This window comes from Ktedonobacter sp. SOSP1-52, assembly GCF_016587395.1.
This window is the reverse complement of sequence record NZ_BNJH01000006.1, coordinates 350,444-367,558: the sequence shown is the minus strand read 5'-3', so window position 1 is coordinate 367,558 and position 17,115 is coordinate 350,444. Positions and strand designations below refer to the sequence as shown.

Below are 17,115 nucleotides of genomic sequence, written 5' to 3'. Positions count from 1 at the left end.
AACGCACCCGGGGTTTTCTCAGAAGAAGTAGACGTAAACATGGGTTTACATATGCTATATACTATCGGAAGTAGATAACGTCGTAGCTTGTAAGTATGAAGATATTTAGACAGGAAATACTCACAAGTATTGCATGAGGACGAGAGAAGTACATGCCGAAACAAACCACCCACCTCCCTACAAAGAGCCAGCGTCAGCAAGAGCGCCGTGAGAGACAGCGCCTCGAGAGAGAGAGGCAGCTACGCGCCAGGCGCAACCGGAACATTATCATTGCCACTGTTATTGTTGTGGCCCTCCTGGCAATTGGTGGCGTCACCTGGACATTATGGAAACCTGCTCAGGCCGCCAACTCCGCCAGCACCTCCGCAACAGCAACCGCTGCCAGCAATACGAATACCAGCGACAACCCCTTGTATCCCTCCGTTAATGGGATCGCTTGTCAGGGCAACGAACAGCTCGACTACCATATCCATGCTCATCTATCCATCTATATTAATGGGCAGCAGGTCCAAGTTCCTCAATCTATTGGCATTGCCAGCGACAACTCCTGTATTTACTGGCTCCATACCCACGATACTTCGGGCATCCTTCATATTGAGTCGCCAAAGACCAAAACGTATGCGTTGGGCGACTTCTTACAGATCTGGCATGGGCGCTTCCCCGAATTGCAGTATCCCGCCCAGCTCAGCCAGACCAGCGGCTGGACTGTCTACGTAAACGGCAAGCAATATAACGGCGATATCAACTCAGTCCCTCTGAATGCTCACGCTTTGATTACCCTGGCCTACAACTCACCCGGCATCACTCCCGATACCACGTACAACTGGCAGGGCTTGTAATCTGCAACTCGCGCCTGCGGCGCTCGCCTAGATAGTAGATGTGGTGCGTGCGGGCGGCCACTGGCCGCCCGCACGCACCACATCTACTACTCAAAGTAACTTGCATACGGGGCTATTTAATTCGTTGAGGTGCTAGCCAGCCAGTGTAAGACGTTGGCGCGGTGCTCTTCATAGTGCTCATAGGTATCGCCAGCGATGGACTCCCAGACTACATTCCCTTGCTCGCGCCAGGGGAAAGGCTCGTTCAAGGACTGCTCACTCAAGCCCTCAAGCGCGCCGAGTACACCCTGGTATCCCTCCTGTAGATTGGCGAGCACCTCCTTTAGAGAGCGATCCTTGTTCTGCTGATAGAAATGTTCATTGATCTCATCCTCCGTCTCCAAACCAGGGGCGAACGCGTCCGGTTTCTGACCAGTAGGTATCGCTCGCAGGGAAGCTAGCAAATAGTTTTGCCAGACCGCAAGATGGGCCAGGTTATCCTTGACGGACCAGGCCCCGTTGACTCCCGGCGTGGTCGCTTGCTCCTCACTCAAAGAGCTTACAAGCTCCATCAACTGCCCATAGCTCTGCTGAATATGCTCTTGCAGATCCTTCTTTTGCATATGCTCTGACATAGAAAAGCATCCTTTCACTTTATAGTAATGGTCATTACTCTCTAATGATACTGTCAAAAGCGGATAAGGTCATTCCTGATAGCAGCTTCAAAAGACTCTTGACAGAAGAAAAATACACAAGGTATACTTGATTTGAGACCGATTGGTCTCAAAAATTTGCCACAAAAACAAACCGATCGGTCTTATTATTGCCAGCCCTCTCCCGCCTACGGAGTCACGACAAAGGAGAAAATCGTGCGCAACACTGTTCTATCTCCCTCGCCCCATCAAAAAACAATCATAACGGCTGCCGGGCCAATTTACCTGCGCTCCCACTGCTCGCCCCTCTTTATCCAAGAGCTTGAGCCAGATAGTGGCATGCGTGCCTTTACGCGCCTGCCGGAGCATGAACATGCGCTCCTCTTGCAGATCGCGGAGCGGGAAGATACAATGCTCACCATCGCCTATACACCGGCTGGCACCATTGTTGGACACATTGCCCTCTGCCCGGTTGACACCTGGTGGCAAAATCTGGAGGCTGCCTATGAGATCGGCCTGGAGGTCAGCTCCAACTGGCGGCAGCTTGGCATCGCACACCAGCTAATGCAACTGGTCTTTACGGAGACAGCCTATGAGGAGATCATTGTGCTGGGTATGGGACTCTACTGGCACTGGGATATGGCTGGCCTGGGGCTGAGCGCTTTCAGGTACCGCGAGATGCTGGAACGCTTCTGCGCGGCCTATGGCTTCACAGAATATCTGACCTCTGAACCAAATATTCGCATGCACCCGGCCAATATCTTCCTCGCCCGCCTGGGCAAGAATACCGAGCAAGCATTAGTCAAGCAATTCTTTGCTTGCCTGCTTCGCTCAAATACACTGCCAGGGCTATAAGGAATATGCCCGGAAGGAGCAAACAATGAGTAAAGGGAGTGAGACGCGCAAAATGATCCTCGCCCGCGCGGCCCCCGTTTTTAATCAACAGGGCTACGTCGGCTCCTCGCTTACAGACCTGATGCGCGCAACTGGCCTCGAAAAAGGCGGTATTTATAACCACTTCTCTAACAAAGAACAACTGGCACTCGAAGCCTTCGAGTACTCCCTATCCCTGCTGGAACAAAGCATGCGGCAGGCATTGCAGGGAAAAAAACACGCCCTTGACCGCCTGCTGGCCCTGTTGAAGTATTTTCAGGGTATCATCGAAGATCCACCAGTGGAGGGAGGCTGCCCCATTCTAAACCTGGCTGTAGAGGTGGATGATACCAACCTCATCTTACGTACCCGGGCGCGCCAGGCCATGGACAGGCTCCAGGAGACGCTACGGCGCATCATTATACGAGGGATCGAGCGCCAGGAGTTACGCGCAGACATCGATATAGAAACCTGGATCACAACCTGTATTGCCACTATGGAGGGTGCGATCATGCTCAGCAAGCTCTACCAGGATCCTGTCTATATCCGCCGCGCCGCCTCCTCCATGGAGGCAAGTATTAAGTATACTCTCGCCCTGCCTTCGCCTTCCTAGCGCTCAGAAGCTAGCCTTCAGGAGGAATTTCGCCGGAGCCGCGCATGATAAGCCGGGTGGGAATGATCACACGCTGGGGCGGGCGCTCATCGCCCTGGATACGCGCGAAGAGCAGTTCGGCCGCCTGGCGCCCCATCTCGGCGGCATCATGTGCAATCACCGTGACTGGCGTTGGCAACATATCCGCTAGCTCGAAATCGTCGAAGCCAACAAACGCCAGGCGACGCGTGATACCACGCAAGGCACGCAGCACCGCGACGCTAATACGGTTACTGGTAGTAAAGACCGCGGTCGGAGGATGCGGAAGATTCAACAGGCGGTGTGTCGCCGCAGCTGCCTTCTCAGCATCATCGCAACCAAAGCAGAGCAGGTCGTCCTCAAGGATAATTCCCCAATCGGTCAGCGCGGTACGATAGGCCGCGACGCGCCCTGAGCCTGTATAGACGGATGGATCACCACAGATCAAGCCAATACGCCGATGCCCCTGGCACAAGAGATGCTTCACAGCCGTATAGGAGCCCCCATAGCTGTCCAGCAAGATCATATCCACATCCAGATTCGCTGGCGGACGGTCCACAAAAATCACCGGTGTCCCTCGCTCCATTTCGCTCTTCAGGTAGGAGTGGTCGGAGCCAGCAGGAACGATCAGCAAGCCTGCAACCCTGCGATGAGAGAGCGCACTCACCTGCTCGCGCTCACGCTGCGGATTCTCCTCCGAGTTACTGAGGATAAGCATATGATTATAACGCCTTGCGACATACTCAACGCCCTGCGCAAGCTGCGAATAGAAGGGGTTGGCGATGTCTTCGATGACCAGGCCAATAGTAGAGGAGGTCTGGCCCTGACGCAGATTGCGTGCCAGGTCGTTGCGCCTGAAACCAAGCAACTTGATGACGGCCTCGACCCGCTCCCTGGTGGCCTGGGTCACACTCGCCTCCTTATTCACCACACGCGAAACAGTCTTGAGGCTAACACCCGCCATCTCCGCCACATCCTGCATGGTTGGTCGCAACTTATTTCCCTCAGTATGCAGAGGCTCTAAAGAGGTGAGAGGGAGGTTAGTACCTTCCTGCCTCGCCAGTCGTTTCTCTGACAGAGAGAATTCCGTCTGCTCGTTACTCACTGCAAATCCTCCGGATCCGCTTTTTATCTATAAGTATAACCTAAAATTTCTTCTTCAACCTCTTGACAACGATGTCATTTGCATGGTACAGTAATGACATCGTTGTCAAACATATAGTAGAGCGTATAAACGCTTGATGACATCGTTGTCATTACTATTAAACCAGAATGGCACACACTTGTAAAGTGTCAGGTGATCAATGCATGATGCACCTGTAGAATTGTTATTTTTAGAATTGTTACTGCGCTGATTCAAAGAGGTGATCAACTTGGATATGAGCGTTCACCAGGAAACAGCAGGCGTGCGAGACGATGCTAATGTGACGCAGCAACAGGCAAAGAATGCTCCACAGAAGCAGGGAGGCAGGCAAAGCGCTCTACATCGTAGACGCTGGAATGGGAGGGAGGCCCTGGCGGGTTATCTCTTTATTCTCCCCTCTATCATTGGCTTCATGGTCTTTGTCCTGTACCCACTCGTGACCTCAGTGTACTATTCATTGACAAAGTGGGATGGCGTCACAACCCCGGTTTTCGTCGGCCTGAAAAACTATATCTACATCTTTACCAAAGATCCATCGTTTATTCCTACTCTCAAAGCCACGGGCCTCTTCGCCCTGCTGAGCGTTCCCTCGTCGCTGATTTTTGGCCTGTTACTAGCAGTGCTGCTCAACCGTAATCTTCCTGGTATCAAGCTATTTCGCACGGCCTTGTACCTACCAGCGATTCTTCCCGCCATCGCGACCCTGACGCTGTGGAAGTTTATCTACAATCCGCAGATCGGCCTGGCAAACCAGGTTTTGAGCTTCTTACACCTGCCCACAAGCACCTGGCTCTCCAGCTACACCATGGCGCTTCCTGCCATTGTCATCACTGGCCTCTGGGGCATTGGTAGCACAATGATCATCTTCCTTTCGGGCCTACAGGCGGTTCCCAAGGAGATTTATGAGGCAGCAAAGATCGATGGCGCGGGTTCTCTCAGGCTCTTCTGGCATACAACCCTTCCTATGATCAGTCCAATCATCTTCTTACAGCTTATCCTGCAAATCTTTGGCGCGCTACAGGCGTTTAACCAGTTCAACATCCTTCCCGGTCCCGGCTTCTCCACTGAAGTGCTGATGGTCCATATCTATCACACTGGCTTCGGCAGTATCAGCCAGTTCCCGCAGATTGGCTATGCCACGGCAGAGGTCTGGATACTGTTCTTTCTGATCATGCTTGTGACGATCTTCACTTTCCGCTTTTCATCGATGTGGGTGTATGAAGAAAATAGCGTAGATTAAAGGCGCTCTCTGCAAGCGCAGAGCCAGGGATTAAGCACACATTTACTTCTTCTCCGAAAACCCTGAGCACGCTTGTCCCCGAATGGGGGAAGCGCTAGTCACGTCAGTAACGTTGGGTTTCGGAATAAGATCTTAGTAACGCATATACATGCACCACACATCGTATAAGAGGATTTTTACGCTCAAAAAGGGGTTGAATGTATGAGCTTGAGCATCAATAAGACCCGTCAGGTGACCCCCGAGGCCAAACGGGTGGTCAGGTATGACAAGATCACCGGCAACATCATCTGGTACATCGTCGTCATCGGCCTCTCAGCGGCAATGCTTCTTCCATTGCTATGGATGATTACTGTCGCTTTGAAGAGCAATAGCGATATCTATCACATACCACCCGAATTCTGGCCCAAAGAGTTCCACTTTGAGAACTTTATCCTGGGGCCTGCGAGCATTAACTTCACGCGCCTCTTTTCGAATACTATTATCGTGAGTTTCTTAAGCACATCTGGCTCGGTCGTCAGTTCCATGCTCGTTGGTTATGGTCTCTCACGCATTCGCTTCCCTGGACGCAAGCTCTGGTTCTATCTGTTTGTGGGAAGTATGATGTTGCCTGGCATCGTGGGCCTGATCCCACTCTTCCACATGTATTCCGACCTGGGTTGGTACGATACCTGGCTACCTCTCATCGTACCATCTTTCCTGGGTAATCCACTCTTTATCTTCCTGGCGCGCCAGTATTATATGAGCATTCCCACCTCGCTCGACGAGGCCGCACGCCTGGATGGCGCGAACCACTGGACCATCTTTACCCAAATCATGATCCCACTCACGCGCCCAGTCTGGATCACGATGATCATTATGGCCTTCACGCTCTCGTGGAATGACTATCTCAATCCCCTGGTCTATCTCTACTCCGATGACAAATGGACCTTGTCGCTGGGTATGGCAACCCTCTCCGGGGCCTTCGCAGGCGTCGCAACGACAAAGTGGAATCTGTATATGGCGTCTAACTTGCTCTACATGTTGCCGCCATTGATCATCTTCTTCTTCACCCAGCGCTACTTCATGCAAGGCCTGGGGGCTCTGGGAACCTCAGCTCGCGATAAGTAAGCCGCTTCGCTGAAAGCATTCAGCGTACCCGGCTCTTTCGCGGCATGGTGAAGACAACGTTGTCATTACGAGTGATAGACCTTCTGGATATTTTTCTATTTTTCTCAATTCAAAGGAGTTTGCATCACAATGACGAAGAAAAGGATCTTCAAGACATCGATCGTCTTGCTCCTGTTGCTGCTCACATCACTGAGCATTGCGGCATGTGGCGGTAGCGATACCGGCAGTGGTCCCAAAACGGTAACTGTCATGACCTGGGAGACGGTTGACACCAACAAGCTGATCGACCAGGCGCTAGCAGAGTTCATGAAGCAGAACCCGGATATCAAGGTTGAGCGTGTCCCCTCGCCTAACAGCGATTATGGTCAGAAGCTTAGCTCACTGGTGTTAGCCAAGAAGCTCCCCGACATCTTCTGGGCCGGTAACGACACCGAGCAGCAGTATGGCGCACAGGGTCTCCTCTATGATTGGAGCAGCCAGGCCCAGCAGAGCTCCAGCGACTTCGATATCAACAAGTTCGCGCCTAACTCGCTGACTAACTGGAAGACCAGCGATAAGCTCTACGGTCTACCCACCCTGATGAACACCTACGGCATCTGGTACAACGAAGACCTGTTCAAGCAGGCTGGTCTCCCCCTGCCAAAATCTGGCTGGACCTATGACGAGATGTTGCACGACGCCCAGGTTTTGACGCAGAAGGACGGCGGCAAGGTCTCACGCTATGGTCTGTGGAACACACCCGATGATCCCTTCCAGACCAATAACTGCGCCGTCTCCGCTGGTGGTGCCTCCTTCGAGGATAAGCTTCTCAGCCCCAGCAGCGTAAACGCCAGCCCCGAGTTTCTTAATTGCGCCAAAATGTTCGCTACTGCCGTCCAGAATGGTTCTGTCACACCTCCTGGATACAATGTCGATAGCGCACAGGATAGTTTTGTGGCTGGCAAGATTCCGATGCTCTACAATGGTCAGTGGCTGGCGGCTGGTTTCTTGCAGTCCAAGCCCGGCTTCAAGTATGGCTTCGCACCCCTGCCCCAGGTGAAGCAGAATGTACAACTCTACGACGCGGTCGGCATCGCCTCGCCCACATATGTGAAGAATCCAGACGCGACCTGGAAGGTCATGCAGTTTCTGGCCTCCAAGGCGTGGGAGACGGTCCTGCCTGGCTCGCCTGTCGCACCTGCGGCCTATGTTCCTTCTTCGGCACCCTACTTCGATACGCTAAAGAAAGATGACCTGAGCTCGGTCTCCGACTCGGTAAACTATATCCTGAACACACCTGATAAAGTGGGCATCCGCTTTGTCGCGCCTTGGTCCTCCAAGGCCACCGATGTCATTACCGCCAACTGGAACGACATCCTGCTTGGCAAAAAGCCTCTTGAGAGTGGCACCCAGCAGATGGTGCAACAACTCAACGACGTAATTAAATCAAACCAGTAAGTTTGAGTGGTCAATTCATGTAGTTCGTCGATGTAGGGTCCATGCCAGCATGGACTGTCAAGGCCCGCAGGCCGATACCCGAGCGCAAGCAGATCGCTTCGCTCGGAGTCCATGCCAGCATGGACCCTACAGATGTTGTGAATTCACCATTTAGAGCAATGTACAGAAAGGTTGATTTAGGGCTTTCGTTCGACCGACGCTGCTAACCCCCATTCGAGGGTTAGCAGCGTCGTCACCACACAGCTCAATGCATCTGTACACTGCTTTAGTAGCCGCGTACGCAAGTAGCGGGTGTACGCAAGTAGCTGCGTACACGACTACTGGTTGTAATATGAGCGCCCAGGACGGTTGGTGTTCTTCGGATTACAACAAGGAGGTTGGTATGTTCACGCAACGTTTTCGCGGCCAGGTCATGGGGATTATAGTGCTCTTCTGTCTTCTTAGCGCGAGTCTGGGAGTAACTCTCGACACACACCAGGCCAGGGCGGCTGGTGACTACCGTTCATATGCCAATAGTAGTGCGGCTACGCTTCAGAGCTGGTATAACAGTTCAAATGGCCTCTTCAATAGCACTGGCTGGTGGAACTCAGCCAACGCGCTGGGAGCTATCATCGACTACTCATCAAACACAGGTTCAACGGCCTATACGGGCGATATCGCGACGACCTATAGTAAAAACTCGAGCGGTAACTTCCTCAACAATTACTATGATGATGAGGGCTGGTGGGGCTTAACCTGGGTCAAGGCCTATGACCTTACTGGTAATAACAGCTATCTAAGCATGGCCAAAACCATCTTTTCCGACATGGCTGGCGGCTGGGATAGCACCTGCGGAGGCGGTGTGTGGTGGAGCAAGGATCGCACCTACAAGAACGCTATTCCCAATGAGCTGTTTCTCGCGCTCGCCACAAAACTACACCAGCGCACCTCTGGCGATAGTGGTAGCGGCAGCTACATTGACTGGGCCAATCGCGAGTGGAGCTGGTTCAACAGCAGTGGCATGATTAACGGTTCCAACCTGGTCAATGACGGCCTGGATAGCTCATGTCATAATAATGGTCAGACGACCTGGACCTATAATCAAGGCGTGATCCTGGGCGGCTTAACCGATATGTATAAAATCACCAATAACTCGTCCTATCTCAGCAAGGCTGAAGCCATCGCCGATGCGGCAACAGGGACGTTGGTGAATAATGGTATACTTAAAGAGCCTTGTGAGCCTTCAAGTTGTGGTGGCGATGGTCCACAGTTCAAGGGCATCTTTATGCGCAACCTGGGCTATCTCTACAGCACTGACAACAAGCAGGCGTACAAGAGCTTTATTACGCAAAACGTGGACTCGATCTGGAACAATGATCGCAATGGCTCCAACCAGTTGGGCCTGATGTGGTACGGACCCTTTGATAGCGCCGATGCCGCGCGCCAGAGCTCGGCACAGGATGCACTCAACGCCGCTATCCCATTCAGTACCAGTAGCGGTACCAGCAATGTCGCGCTCAATAAAACCGCTACCGCTGACAGCTCTTGTAGCTCATCGGAGACGCCTAACAAGGCCGTTGATGGCAGTGTGACAAATGACAGCAAGTGGTGCTCGGGTGGAACCAGTGGCCAGTACTGGCTGCGCCTCGACCTGGGAGCCAGCTACGCCATCAGCAGTTTTACTGTGAAGCACGCGGGAGCGGGCGGCGAGAATACCGCCTGGAACACACGCGACTTCAACATTCAACTGAGCAGCGATGGTTCCAACTGGAGCACAGTCGTCAATGTAACCGGGAATACGGCCAGCATCACGACGCATTCCATTAGCACAACAACCGCGCGCTATGTGAAGCTGAACATTACCAATCCACAGAGCGATCCTAACTATATCGCGGCTCGCATCTACGAGCTAGAGGTATACGCTACAAGCGCCACCAGCAATGTCGCGCTCAATAAAACGGCTACCGCTAATAACTCCTGCACCTCGTCAGAGACGCCCAATAAAGCGGTCGATGGTAGTGTAACCAATGATAGCAAGTGGTGCGCCGGAGCAACTAGCGGTCAGTACTGGCTACGCATTGATCTGGGAGCCAACTATGCCATTAGCAGTTTCACCGTGAAGCACGCTGGGGCAGGTGGCGAGAATACCGCCTGGAACACGCGCGATTTTAACCTTCAGCTTAGTACGGATGGCTCCAACTGGAACACGGTCGTCAACGTGAGTGGTAACACTTCCAGCATTACCACTCACCCTATCAGCACCACGACTGCGCGCTACGTAAAGTTGAATATTACCAATCCGCAGACCGATCCCAATACCATCGCGGCTCGTATCTATGAACTGGAGGTCTATGGGAGCTAATAAGAGACCTGAAGATCATCAATTGCTGCACCACGCGCGGCTAGACAATCCTTAGCGTGGAAAGTTTTGGGAAATTTTTAATAATTAACTCTCGGGAGTACAGGGACGTGCTTGCGGCTCCTGTACTCCCTTTCGCGTCCACATGCACTCTATCAGGAAGGAAATCCACGAAACGTGTACCATTATCCAGCAATCGCAACCCTGATCGAAGATGTAAAACAGCAGCTTGTCAGTTATCCCCAATTGCGCGATATGTTCACACAGTGCTATCCAAACACTCTGGAGACCACTGTTGAGTTACTCGACGATGACACGACCTTTGTGATGACGGGCGATATTCCCGCGATGTGGTTGCGCGACTCCTCAGCCCAGGTCAACCCTTATATCCCCCTGGCAAGAGGGGACGCGGCTCTACAACGCATGTTGCGTGGACTGATACAGCGCCAGGCACAATATATTTTACGCGACCCCTATGCCAATGCCTTTAACCGCGAAGCAAACGGCCAGGGCCATAAAGGCGATACTCCGCCCGCAGGCCCCTGGGTCTGGGAGCGCAAGTACGAGCTTGACTCGCTCTGCTACCCCATTAAACTCTGTTATAGTTACTGGCGCCATACAGGCGATACCAGCACTTTTAATGAGACCATCCATGCCATGTTGCGCAAGATTATTGAAATTATGCGCATTGAGCAACAACATGATACACACTCAACCTATTCCTTTGAGCGCCCAGATCCATTGCTGCCATCCGATACCCTACCCTTCCAGGGACACGGTACACGCACCAACTTCACCGGCATGGTCTGGTCGGGCTTCAGACCTAGCGATGATGCCTGTAGGTTTGGGTATTTGATTCCCGCCAATATGTTTGCCGTGGTTGTCCTGGGGTATACCTGCGAGATCGCGCGCGAGGTCTACCAGGACGAGAAGCTGGCCCAGGCAGCCGAGGCGCTGCGCCAGGAGATTGACTTCGGCATTCAAACGTATGGCATCGTTGAGCATCCACGCCACGGGCGCATCTATGCCTATGAGACTGATGGTTACGGCAATTACAACCTGATGGATGACGCCAACGTTCCCAGCCTGCTCGCTATTCCCTACCTCGGCTATCGACCTATCGATGACATGCTCTACCAGAACACACGCCGCTTCGTGCTCAGCCCCGATAATCCATACTACTTTACAGGCAAACATGCCAGTGGCGTCGGCAGCCCCCACACACCTGGGGGCTATATCTGGCACATCGCCCTCAGTATCCAAGGCCTCACCAGTAACGATCCAGCCGAGCAAGAAGAGATCATTCGCATGTTAGTCAACACCACCGCCGAGACCAACTATATGCACGAGAGCTTCCACCCGGACAAGCCCCAGCGCTATACCCGTTCCTGGTTTGCCTGGGCCAACAGCCTCTTCGGCGAGTTTGTCCTCGCCTATGTGAAAAACGCCTTGAGAGTATAAGTGGACCGAAATGTCATGCGCTGCTAAAGCACGCGCCTACATATCATGGTACGGCGTGCTTCGTACCATGATATGTAGGCGCGTGCTTTAGCAGCGCCGGTCACTCTTTATCCATAATTCCTAATTCCAGCCGAAGACAAAGGATGGTCGCGTGGGAAAGAGCGCCCTGAGTAGCAGCCTCGCTTCAGGGTTTACCCAGATGTCGGGAAACACGTGACGAAGTTCCTCAATGCTGCGGTGACCAAAGAGGACCTGTAAGAAGATCAGTGGCGGGAAACTGGCGCTCGGGTCGGCGCCATAGAGCGGCGTGCGCCAGGGCTCCACGGCAACGAGGCGCCCCTGCTCAAAGCGCATGCACAGGCCATCACGGTAGAAATCAAGCTTGAGATCGCCTGTATAACCTGCGACGGGTGAAGCCGCTAGACGCTTCTCAAGCGCGGGCGCAATATGCATGAGAAAAGCTGGCAGATCCTTCACCCGGACATACCAGGCGTAGGGAGGCTCGGTGGGATGGTCCAATACCTCGCCCAGCACATCATGAGCTGGATGGGTCGTGCCAAGAGAGAAGCTGATCTCCTGGAGAGCGGGAGTATCAGGCCGGCTCGTTTCCATGGCAAGGCCATAGCTACGTAGCGCTCGCAGCAGAGGGGGCATAGCGCTCTGCATATTTATTCCAGGGGCAAACTCCAGCAGCCAGACCCCCAATACTTTGCCCCGGCGAGAGGCATCACAGCCCACGAAACCCACTGCCTCTCCAGAGGTATCCACTATGACCTGGAAGTTAAAGGTATGCCTCAATTGGGGATGCTTTTTCCAGGTTTCAATCTCATAGTGCCACAATGTGCGCGTGCTATCCGAGACCATGCTACTGGCCTGGCGCCGGTTATAGAGCGCCTCGATCAGGGGAATATCCTTGACTGTGGCGGCGCGCAAGGTGAATGATTCAGGCTCACCCTCCCTGGCCTCTGGTATTAACACGATTGGAGTGGCGCGCCTATCCTCTAATTCAAGCGCATATTCATAGCCAAACTGGCGATAGAAATAAGCAATACCAGTAATGGCTTGGGCCAGGTCTCCTTCGGCCTCGCTGCGCGCATGAAACATCTCAAAGAGCGCACGCACAAGCCCACGATGGCGATAAGCTGGATCAGTCGCTACACACTCTGGACGGCCAACATTAAAAGGAATACCTTCATACGTCCATGTATGCTTCCAGAAACAAGTCGTGGCAACAACGGGATTTCCATCTCTACTTGTATCCTCGACGATACCAAAATCATTGGGTCCCATCAGGGGATAATGACCACTCATGTACGTGCGAATACTCCTCATAGCACCTGTATTGAGTGGAGCATCGGCTTTATCGCGATGAACCATCCCATACAGCATCGCGATACGCTCAATATCCTCAACCGTGGACCAGCGAAGTACCAGCCCGGCGCCTAAATCGCGACGATATGAGTGATGAATAGCTTCTTGCATGAGATTCTCCTCTATAATATGTAATATGTAATATTGGGGACAGCATGATAGAACCAGGACCAAAAAGCCCGGCAGGAAGCCCGTGAGGATCAATGTCAGGAATCTACAGTGTGCAGAGATGAAAAAAGCTAACGGCTATTGCTAAGCAGCGGAGACACCTGGCCTGCAAATAGGCACAATAATCCCTTGGGCCGGGAGTGAGTGGGTTTATGACGATGTGAGGGGATGAAGAGCACGACCCGGTAGAGGTACCGCGCAAGGCAATGTGGAAAGCGTATACTTCCTCTCCTTTTCTTGATCGTGCATACGTGTGCCATTGAGAGTCAATCTTTTTTCAGCACACATCAACTATACAAACTAATAACGACGATTGTCAAGGAAACGATTCGGAAACAGCGGGATGGCGTTTCATCCCGCTGCTTGTAATACTACTTCTAGCGCATGTCGGAGAGCAGGCGCTTGTCAACCTGCTTGGATATGCTCTCGACCTTCTTTGCCATTGCCTCTTCTTGCTGGAGGTTCTGCTGCAAGAGTTGGGAGACCTTTTGTTGACTCATCAGGTTGGCCTTTTCAATCAAGCACTGATAGGATGCAATCTCGTAGTGCTCGGTCTTGGCGGCACCACCGAGATCATACATGGTCACCAGATCCTCAGTTGGTTTCTCCTTGAGGAAGCTATCATGCTCCTGCTTCAGACCTGCTATGGCGGCACAGGGTGCGTTCTCTGGTGAAGTACCCAAAGTCTGGAAACACTGTTGAATATTTGTTATCTGTTGTTTGGTCTCAACCTCGTGTTGCTGGAAGGCACTCTTGACCTCAGGATCGTTACACTCCTGTGCCATAAGTGGTAGCATCTGGACTATCCGCTGCTCAGCATCATAGATGTCACTCAGTTCGTGCACAAAGAGATCCTGTGGGATCTTCATCGGCATCGATGGTTCATCCTTTCCGTATCATTCACACGTTTTACCAACAACGTTACACGGAAACATCGCTATTCACGAAATCAAGCAAGCGAGTGCTTCCTGATTTCGTTAGTACCACGATCAACCCATATAAAAGAATGACTGAACGTTAATGACAAAATACGCCTCGCAAGCTGGCACCCATCCGCCTGGTTTCACGAGCTTCCCCTGGCATATAATGCAAAGTACACTATGCCAGATGGAGGAGAACACAATGGGTGTGCTTTCAGGAATTCGGGTCGTTGATTTTACGCGGGTCGTTGCTGGACCCTACTGCACGATGTTATTGGGGGATCTGGGGGCTGAGGTCATCAAAATTGAGCAGCCGGGGAAGGGCGATGATACACGAAGCTGGGGACCTCCTTTTGTCGGGGGTGAGAGCGCCTACTTTTTGAGTGTCAACCGCAATAAGAAGAGCGTCTGCCTCGACCTGAACAATGAAGATGACCTGAAAGTGGTACACCGGCTGGTGGCAGAGAGCGATGTGGTGATTGAGAACTTTCGCTCAGGCGTTATGGAGCGCTTTGGCCTGGGCTATGAGGACTGGCACGAGCGCCATCCACGGCTGATCTACTGCTCCATCTCTGGTTATGGGCGCAGTGGTCCCTATAAAGACCGCGCGGGCTATGATGTGATTGTCTCGGCAATGGGTGGATTGATGGGGATTACTGGAACACCGGAGGGTGAACCCGTCAAGACGGGTGTGGCACTCACGGATGTGATCACTGGACTTAACGCCTTCTCAGCGATTCAGACTGCACTCTACCACCGGGAACGCAGTGGGCAGGGGCAGCGCCTCGATGTTTCGCTGCTAAGTGCGGAACTGGCGGCACTAATCAACGCGGCAAGCAGTTATCTTATCGCGGGCGAAGTGCCACAGCCCCAGAGCAGCGCGCATGGCTCCATTGTACCCTACCAGGCTTTTCGCGCCGCCGATGGCTATATCGTGATTGGCGCCGCCAATGATAAGCTCTTCCATAAGCTCTGCCTGGCACTGGCACACCCTGAATGGGCCACTGACGAGCGCTTTCGCATCAATGCTGAGCGCGTAAAGAATCGCGAGGCCCTGATATCCTTAATCGAGGATGCGCTCCAGGCGGAGAGCGTCGCTACCTGGGAACCACGTTTAGCTCAGGCGGGCATCGCTGTTGGGCCAGTCAACCGCATGGACCAGGTCTTTCAAGATCCCCAGGTTATGCACTCGCAGCAGGTCGTGAGCCTGGCTCACCCAACCGCTGGCGATGTACGCCTGGTAGGGCCTGCAGTCAACTACAGTCTCACACCCGCTGAAATCACCAGCCCACCGCCGTTGCTGGGTGAGCACACCCAGGAGATTATTAAATCCTACTGTGATCCTTCACAGCCTGACGACAGTTAAATAATGCCATGTGCATATCTCCCTTTTCTCCCTGGTAAGTTACTCTGATACTGAAAAAGCGTCTAGCACATATGAGACTTCTACACAGAGGAGAGAAACCATATGCCACGCAAGAGGGATGAGCAACAGCCTGCGCTCTTTTCTACCTATCACTATGAGTGGAAGAGCATTCATCAACTCAAGCTCAAGGACATCCTCGTTATCGCTGACGAGGAAAACAAGGTCAACACGATCAAACACGATGAAGCCAATATGAACTGGCTTGTCACCTACACCAATCTTCGTACAAACGAAAAAGGGGAACAACTCTATTTCGCGCATGACTTTGTCTACGTACGCAAAGCTGACTCGTAGATGATACAATATAGTTGCATTACGTGTTATTGATCTATACAGAGAAGGATACTCTCACCGTGGTTGATCGCGTCTTTTATAGCTCTTACTCTATTTTGCCCCCACCCGTGGTCCCTTCCCACCAGGGCAGGTAACACGGCGTCGCTCTATAAAACCTTCTTGATAAGCGCATCCTTCTCATAAGGCCTTGCGCCTCTCTCTATACGCCTTCATCCTGCCCTCACACGCCATTTTTCAACTCTAAGATCTTTTTTGAGGAAGGGATGCTCTATGCTTTCGCGCAATTCTTTTCGCCGCGACTTCTGGTTTATTTTCAGCGCTTCTATTGCCTGGGGGACGGTCGGAGTCGCCAATCAGGCAATCTATGCTCATACAGTCACTAATGCACTTTCACTCGCCTTCTTTCGCCTGGCTATCGCTACGCCACTCTTTCTCGTTGCTTGTAGCAAGCTACTAGGGCGGCGCCTCTGGCAGATTAAACCGCGTGACCTGCTAATCATGATCCTGATGGGGGGCATGCAGGCGCTGTACCAGGTAAGCTATAGCGCGGCCATCGCCTATACAGGCGTGACCATTTCTACATTGATCGCGCTCTGCGTGGCTCCAGTCATAGTTGCCCTCTGCTCGACCTTCTTGATGCGCGAGCACCTAACGCGCTCAACGCTGCTGGCGTTGGTCCTGGCCCTTGGCGGAACAGTGCTTCTAGTTGCAGCACGCTCTCATCCACAGCAAGCGAGTGTGTCTTTGTTGGGGATCGGGTTGGCCTTGCTGGCTGCCGCTGGTTACGCTTTCTTTATCCTGCTGGGACGCCTCTTTAGCACTGGTTATCACTCGGTCCAGATTAACTTTGTGGCCTTCGGGACCGGCGCGCTTCTGCTGCTACTCTTTAGCACCTCGACGCCGCTGGTGACTACCTATCCGCTCAATGACTGGCTCCTGCTGCTCTACCTGGGATGCATCCCTACCGCCCTGGCTTATGCCCTCTTCCAGGCTGGTATGCGCTCGATCTCCGCAACGATGGCGAGCATCATTACACTCTGCGAGGCACTGACCGCCGCGCTTCTGGCCTGGCTCATCTTTCACGAAGAGCTGGGCGTCTTTGGTATCCTGGGCGCGTTGCTGCTCGTTGGCTCGATGCTTATTCTTATCTATCGAAAATAGCCTTGACAGGTAGGAAATATCCTACGTATAATATGACTGGGCCATATGCGTAGGATATTTCCTACGCATCATC

General features: G+C 52.7%; 15 protein-coding genes. 11 read left to right on the top strand and 4 right to left on the bottom strand.

What is annotated here, in order from left to right:
* Positions 1-152: 152 nt before the first annotated feature.
* The gene (locus JMJ16_RS46735; RefSeq protein ID WP_201392812.1) at positions 153-839 is read left to right on the top strand and encodes a hypothetical protein; all 687 of its coding nucleotides are present in this window, start codon (positions 153-155) and stop codon (positions 837-839) included.
* Between the two features lie 116 nt (positions 840-955).
* Here JMJ16_RS46735 and JMJ16_RS46730 read toward each other — a convergent pair whose 3' ends face one another.
* Positions 956-1,453, bottom strand: coding sequence for a ClbS/DfsB family four-helix bundle protein (locus JMJ16_RS46730; protein WP_201392810.1), 498 nt, complete (start codon positions 1,451-1,453; stop codon positions 956-958).
* 234 nt (positions 1,454-1,687) lie between these two features.
* Between JMJ16_RS46730 and JMJ16_RS46725 the strand changes: the two genes are divergently transcribed.
* Both JMJ16_RS46725 and JMJ16_RS46720 read left to right on the top strand, forming a co-directional pair.
* Complete coding sequence (locus JMJ16_RS46725; RefSeq protein WP_201392808.1) at positions 1,688-2,326, top strand: GNAT family N-acetyltransferase; 639 nt, start codon at positions 1,688-1,690, stop codon at positions 2,324-2,326.
* A 25-nt stretch (positions 2,327-2,351) separates the two neighbouring features.
* Positions 2,352-2,957 carry a TetR/AcrR family transcriptional regulator gene (locus JMJ16_RS46720; RefSeq protein ID WP_201392807.1) on the top strand — a complete coding sequence of 202 codons (606 nt, stop codon included), beginning with the start codon at positions 2,352-2,354 and terminating at the stop codon, positions 2,955-2,957.
* Positions 2,958-2,967: 10 nt separating this feature from the next.
* Here JMJ16_RS46720 and JMJ16_RS46715 read toward each other — a convergent pair whose 3' ends face one another.
* On the bottom strand, positions 2,968-4,080 hold the full coding sequence (locus JMJ16_RS46715; RefSeq protein WP_201392805.1) for a LacI family DNA-binding transcriptional regulator: 1,113 nt from the start codon (positions 4,078-4,080) through the stop codon (positions 2,968-2,970).
* Positions 4,081-4,354: 274 nt separating this feature from the next.
* Here JMJ16_RS46715 and JMJ16_RS46710 point away from each other — a divergent pair, with 274 nt between their 5' ends.
* The 5 genes from JMJ16_RS46710 (at position 4,355) to JMJ16_RS46690 (ending at position 11,702) form a co-directional block, all read left to right on the top strand.
* On the top strand, positions 4,355-5,359 hold the full coding sequence (locus JMJ16_RS46710; protein WP_201392803.1) for a carbohydrate ABC transporter permease: 1,005 nt from the start codon (positions 4,355-4,357) through the stop codon (positions 5,357-5,359).
* Between the two features lie 201 nt (positions 5,360-5,560).
* Positions 5,561-6,466: a carbohydrate ABC transporter permease gene (locus JMJ16_RS46705; RefSeq protein WP_201392801.1), complete on the top strand. Its 906-nt coding sequence runs from the start codon at positions 5,561-5,563 to the stop codon at positions 6,464-6,466.
* Between the two features lie 129 nt (positions 6,467-6,595).
* Positions 6,596-7,903, top strand: a complete 1,308-nt coding sequence (locus JMJ16_RS46700; RefSeq protein WP_201392799.1) for an ABC transporter substrate-binding protein — start codon at positions 6,596-6,598, stop codon at positions 7,901-7,903.
* A 382-nt stretch (positions 7,904-8,285) separates the two neighbouring features.
* A complete protein-coding gene (locus JMJ16_RS46695; RefSeq protein ID WP_201392796.1) occupies positions 8,286-10,244 on the top strand; it encodes a glycoside hydrolase family 76 protein in 1,959 nt (652 codons plus the stop codon).
* 174 nt (positions 10,245-10,418) lie between these two features.
* Positions 10,419-11,702 (top strand): glycoside hydrolase family 125 protein, encoded by a 1,284-nt coding sequence (locus JMJ16_RS46690; RefSeq protein ID WP_201392794.1) that lies wholly within the window; start codon positions 10,419-10,421, stop codon positions 11,700-11,702.
* Between the two features lie 120 nt (positions 11,703-11,822).
* Here the strand turns inward: JMJ16_RS46690 and JMJ16_RS46685 are convergent, their stop codons facing one another.
* Together JMJ16_RS46685 and JMJ16_RS46680 are read right to left on the bottom strand one after the other, a co-directional pair.
* Positions 11,823-13,184, bottom strand: coding sequence for a GNAT family N-acetyltransferase (locus JMJ16_RS46685; protein ID WP_201392792.1), 1,362 nt, complete (start codon positions 13,182-13,184; stop codon positions 11,823-11,825).
* 434 nt (positions 13,185-13,618) lie between these two features.
* Positions 13,619-14,116: a ferritin-like domain-containing protein gene (locus tag JMJ16_RS46680; protein ID WP_201392790.1), complete on the bottom strand. Its 498-nt coding sequence runs from the start codon at positions 14,114-14,116 to the stop codon at positions 13,619-13,621.
* A 247-nt stretch (positions 14,117-14,363) separates the two neighbouring features.
* Here JMJ16_RS46680 and JMJ16_RS46675 point away from each other — a divergent pair, with 247 nt between their 5' ends.
* The 3 genes from JMJ16_RS46675 (at position 14,364) to JMJ16_RS46665 (ending at position 17,042) form a co-directional block, all read left to right on the top strand.
* Complete coding sequence (locus JMJ16_RS46675) at positions 14,364-15,527, top strand: CaiB/BaiF CoA-transferase family protein (protein WP_201392788.1); 1,164 nt, start codon at positions 14,364-14,366, stop codon at positions 15,525-15,527.
* Between the two features lie 102 nt (positions 15,528-15,629).
* The gene (locus JMJ16_RS46670) at positions 15,630-15,881 is read left to right on the top strand and encodes a hypothetical protein (RefSeq protein WP_201392786.1); all 252 of its coding nucleotides are present in this window, start codon (positions 15,630-15,632) and stop codon (positions 15,879-15,881) included.
* Between the two features lie 270 nt (positions 15,882-16,151).
* Complete coding sequence (locus JMJ16_RS46665) at positions 16,152-17,042, top strand: DMT family transporter (RefSeq protein WP_201392784.1); 891 nt, start codon at positions 16,152-16,154, stop codon at positions 17,040-17,042.
* Positions 17,043-17,115 lie beyond the last annotated feature (73 nt).

Excerpts from the sequence above, each read along its gene's own strand:
- JMJ16_RS46735 (WP_201392812.1), top strand. The coding sequence starts at position 153 with ATGCCGAAACAAACCACCCACCTCCCTACAAAGAGCCAGCGTCAGCAA.
- JMJ16_RS46730 (WP_201392810.1), bottom strand. The coding sequence starts at position 1,453 with ATGTCAGAGCATATGCAAAAGAAGGATCTGCAAGAGCATATTCAGCAG.
- JMJ16_RS46720 (WP_201392807.1), top strand. The coding sequence starts at position 2,352 with ATGAGTAAAGGGAGTGAGACGCGCAAAATGATCCTCGCCCGCGCGGCC.
- JMJ16_RS46710 (WP_201392803.1), top strand. The coding sequence starts at position 4,355 with ATGAGCGTTCACCAGGAAACAGCAGGCGTGCGAGACGATGCTAATGTG.
- JMJ16_RS46705 (WP_201392801.1), top strand. The coding sequence starts at position 5,561 with ATGAGCTTGAGCATCAATAAGACCCGTCAGGTGACCCCCGAGGCCAAA.
- JMJ16_RS46700 (WP_201392799.1), top strand. The coding sequence starts at position 6,596 with ATGACGAAGAAAAGGATCTTCAAGACATCGATCGTCTTGCTCCTGTTG.
- JMJ16_RS46695 (WP_201392796.1), top strand. The coding sequence starts at position 8,286 with ATGTTCACGCAACGTTTTCGCGGCCAGGTCATGGGGATTATAGTGCTC.
- JMJ16_RS46685 (WP_201392792.1), bottom strand. The coding sequence starts at position 13,184 with ATGCAAGAAGCTATTCATCACTCATATCGTCGCGATTTAGGCGCCGGG.
- JMJ16_RS46680 (WP_201392790.1), bottom strand. The coding sequence starts at position 14,116 with ATGCCGATGAAGATCCCACAGGATCTCTTTGTGCACGAACTGAGTGAC.
- JMJ16_RS46675 (WP_201392788.1), top strand. The coding sequence starts at position 14,364 with ATGGGTGTGCTTTCAGGAATTCGGGTCGTTGATTTTACGCGGGTCGTT.
- JMJ16_RS46670 (WP_201392786.1), top strand. The coding sequence starts at position 15,630 with ATGCCACGCAAGAGGGATGAGCAACAGCCTGCGCTCTTTTCTACCTAT.
- JMJ16_RS46665 (WP_201392784.1), top strand. The coding sequence starts at position 16,152 with ATGCTTTCGCGCAATTCTTTTCGCCGCGACTTCTGGTTTATTTTCAGC.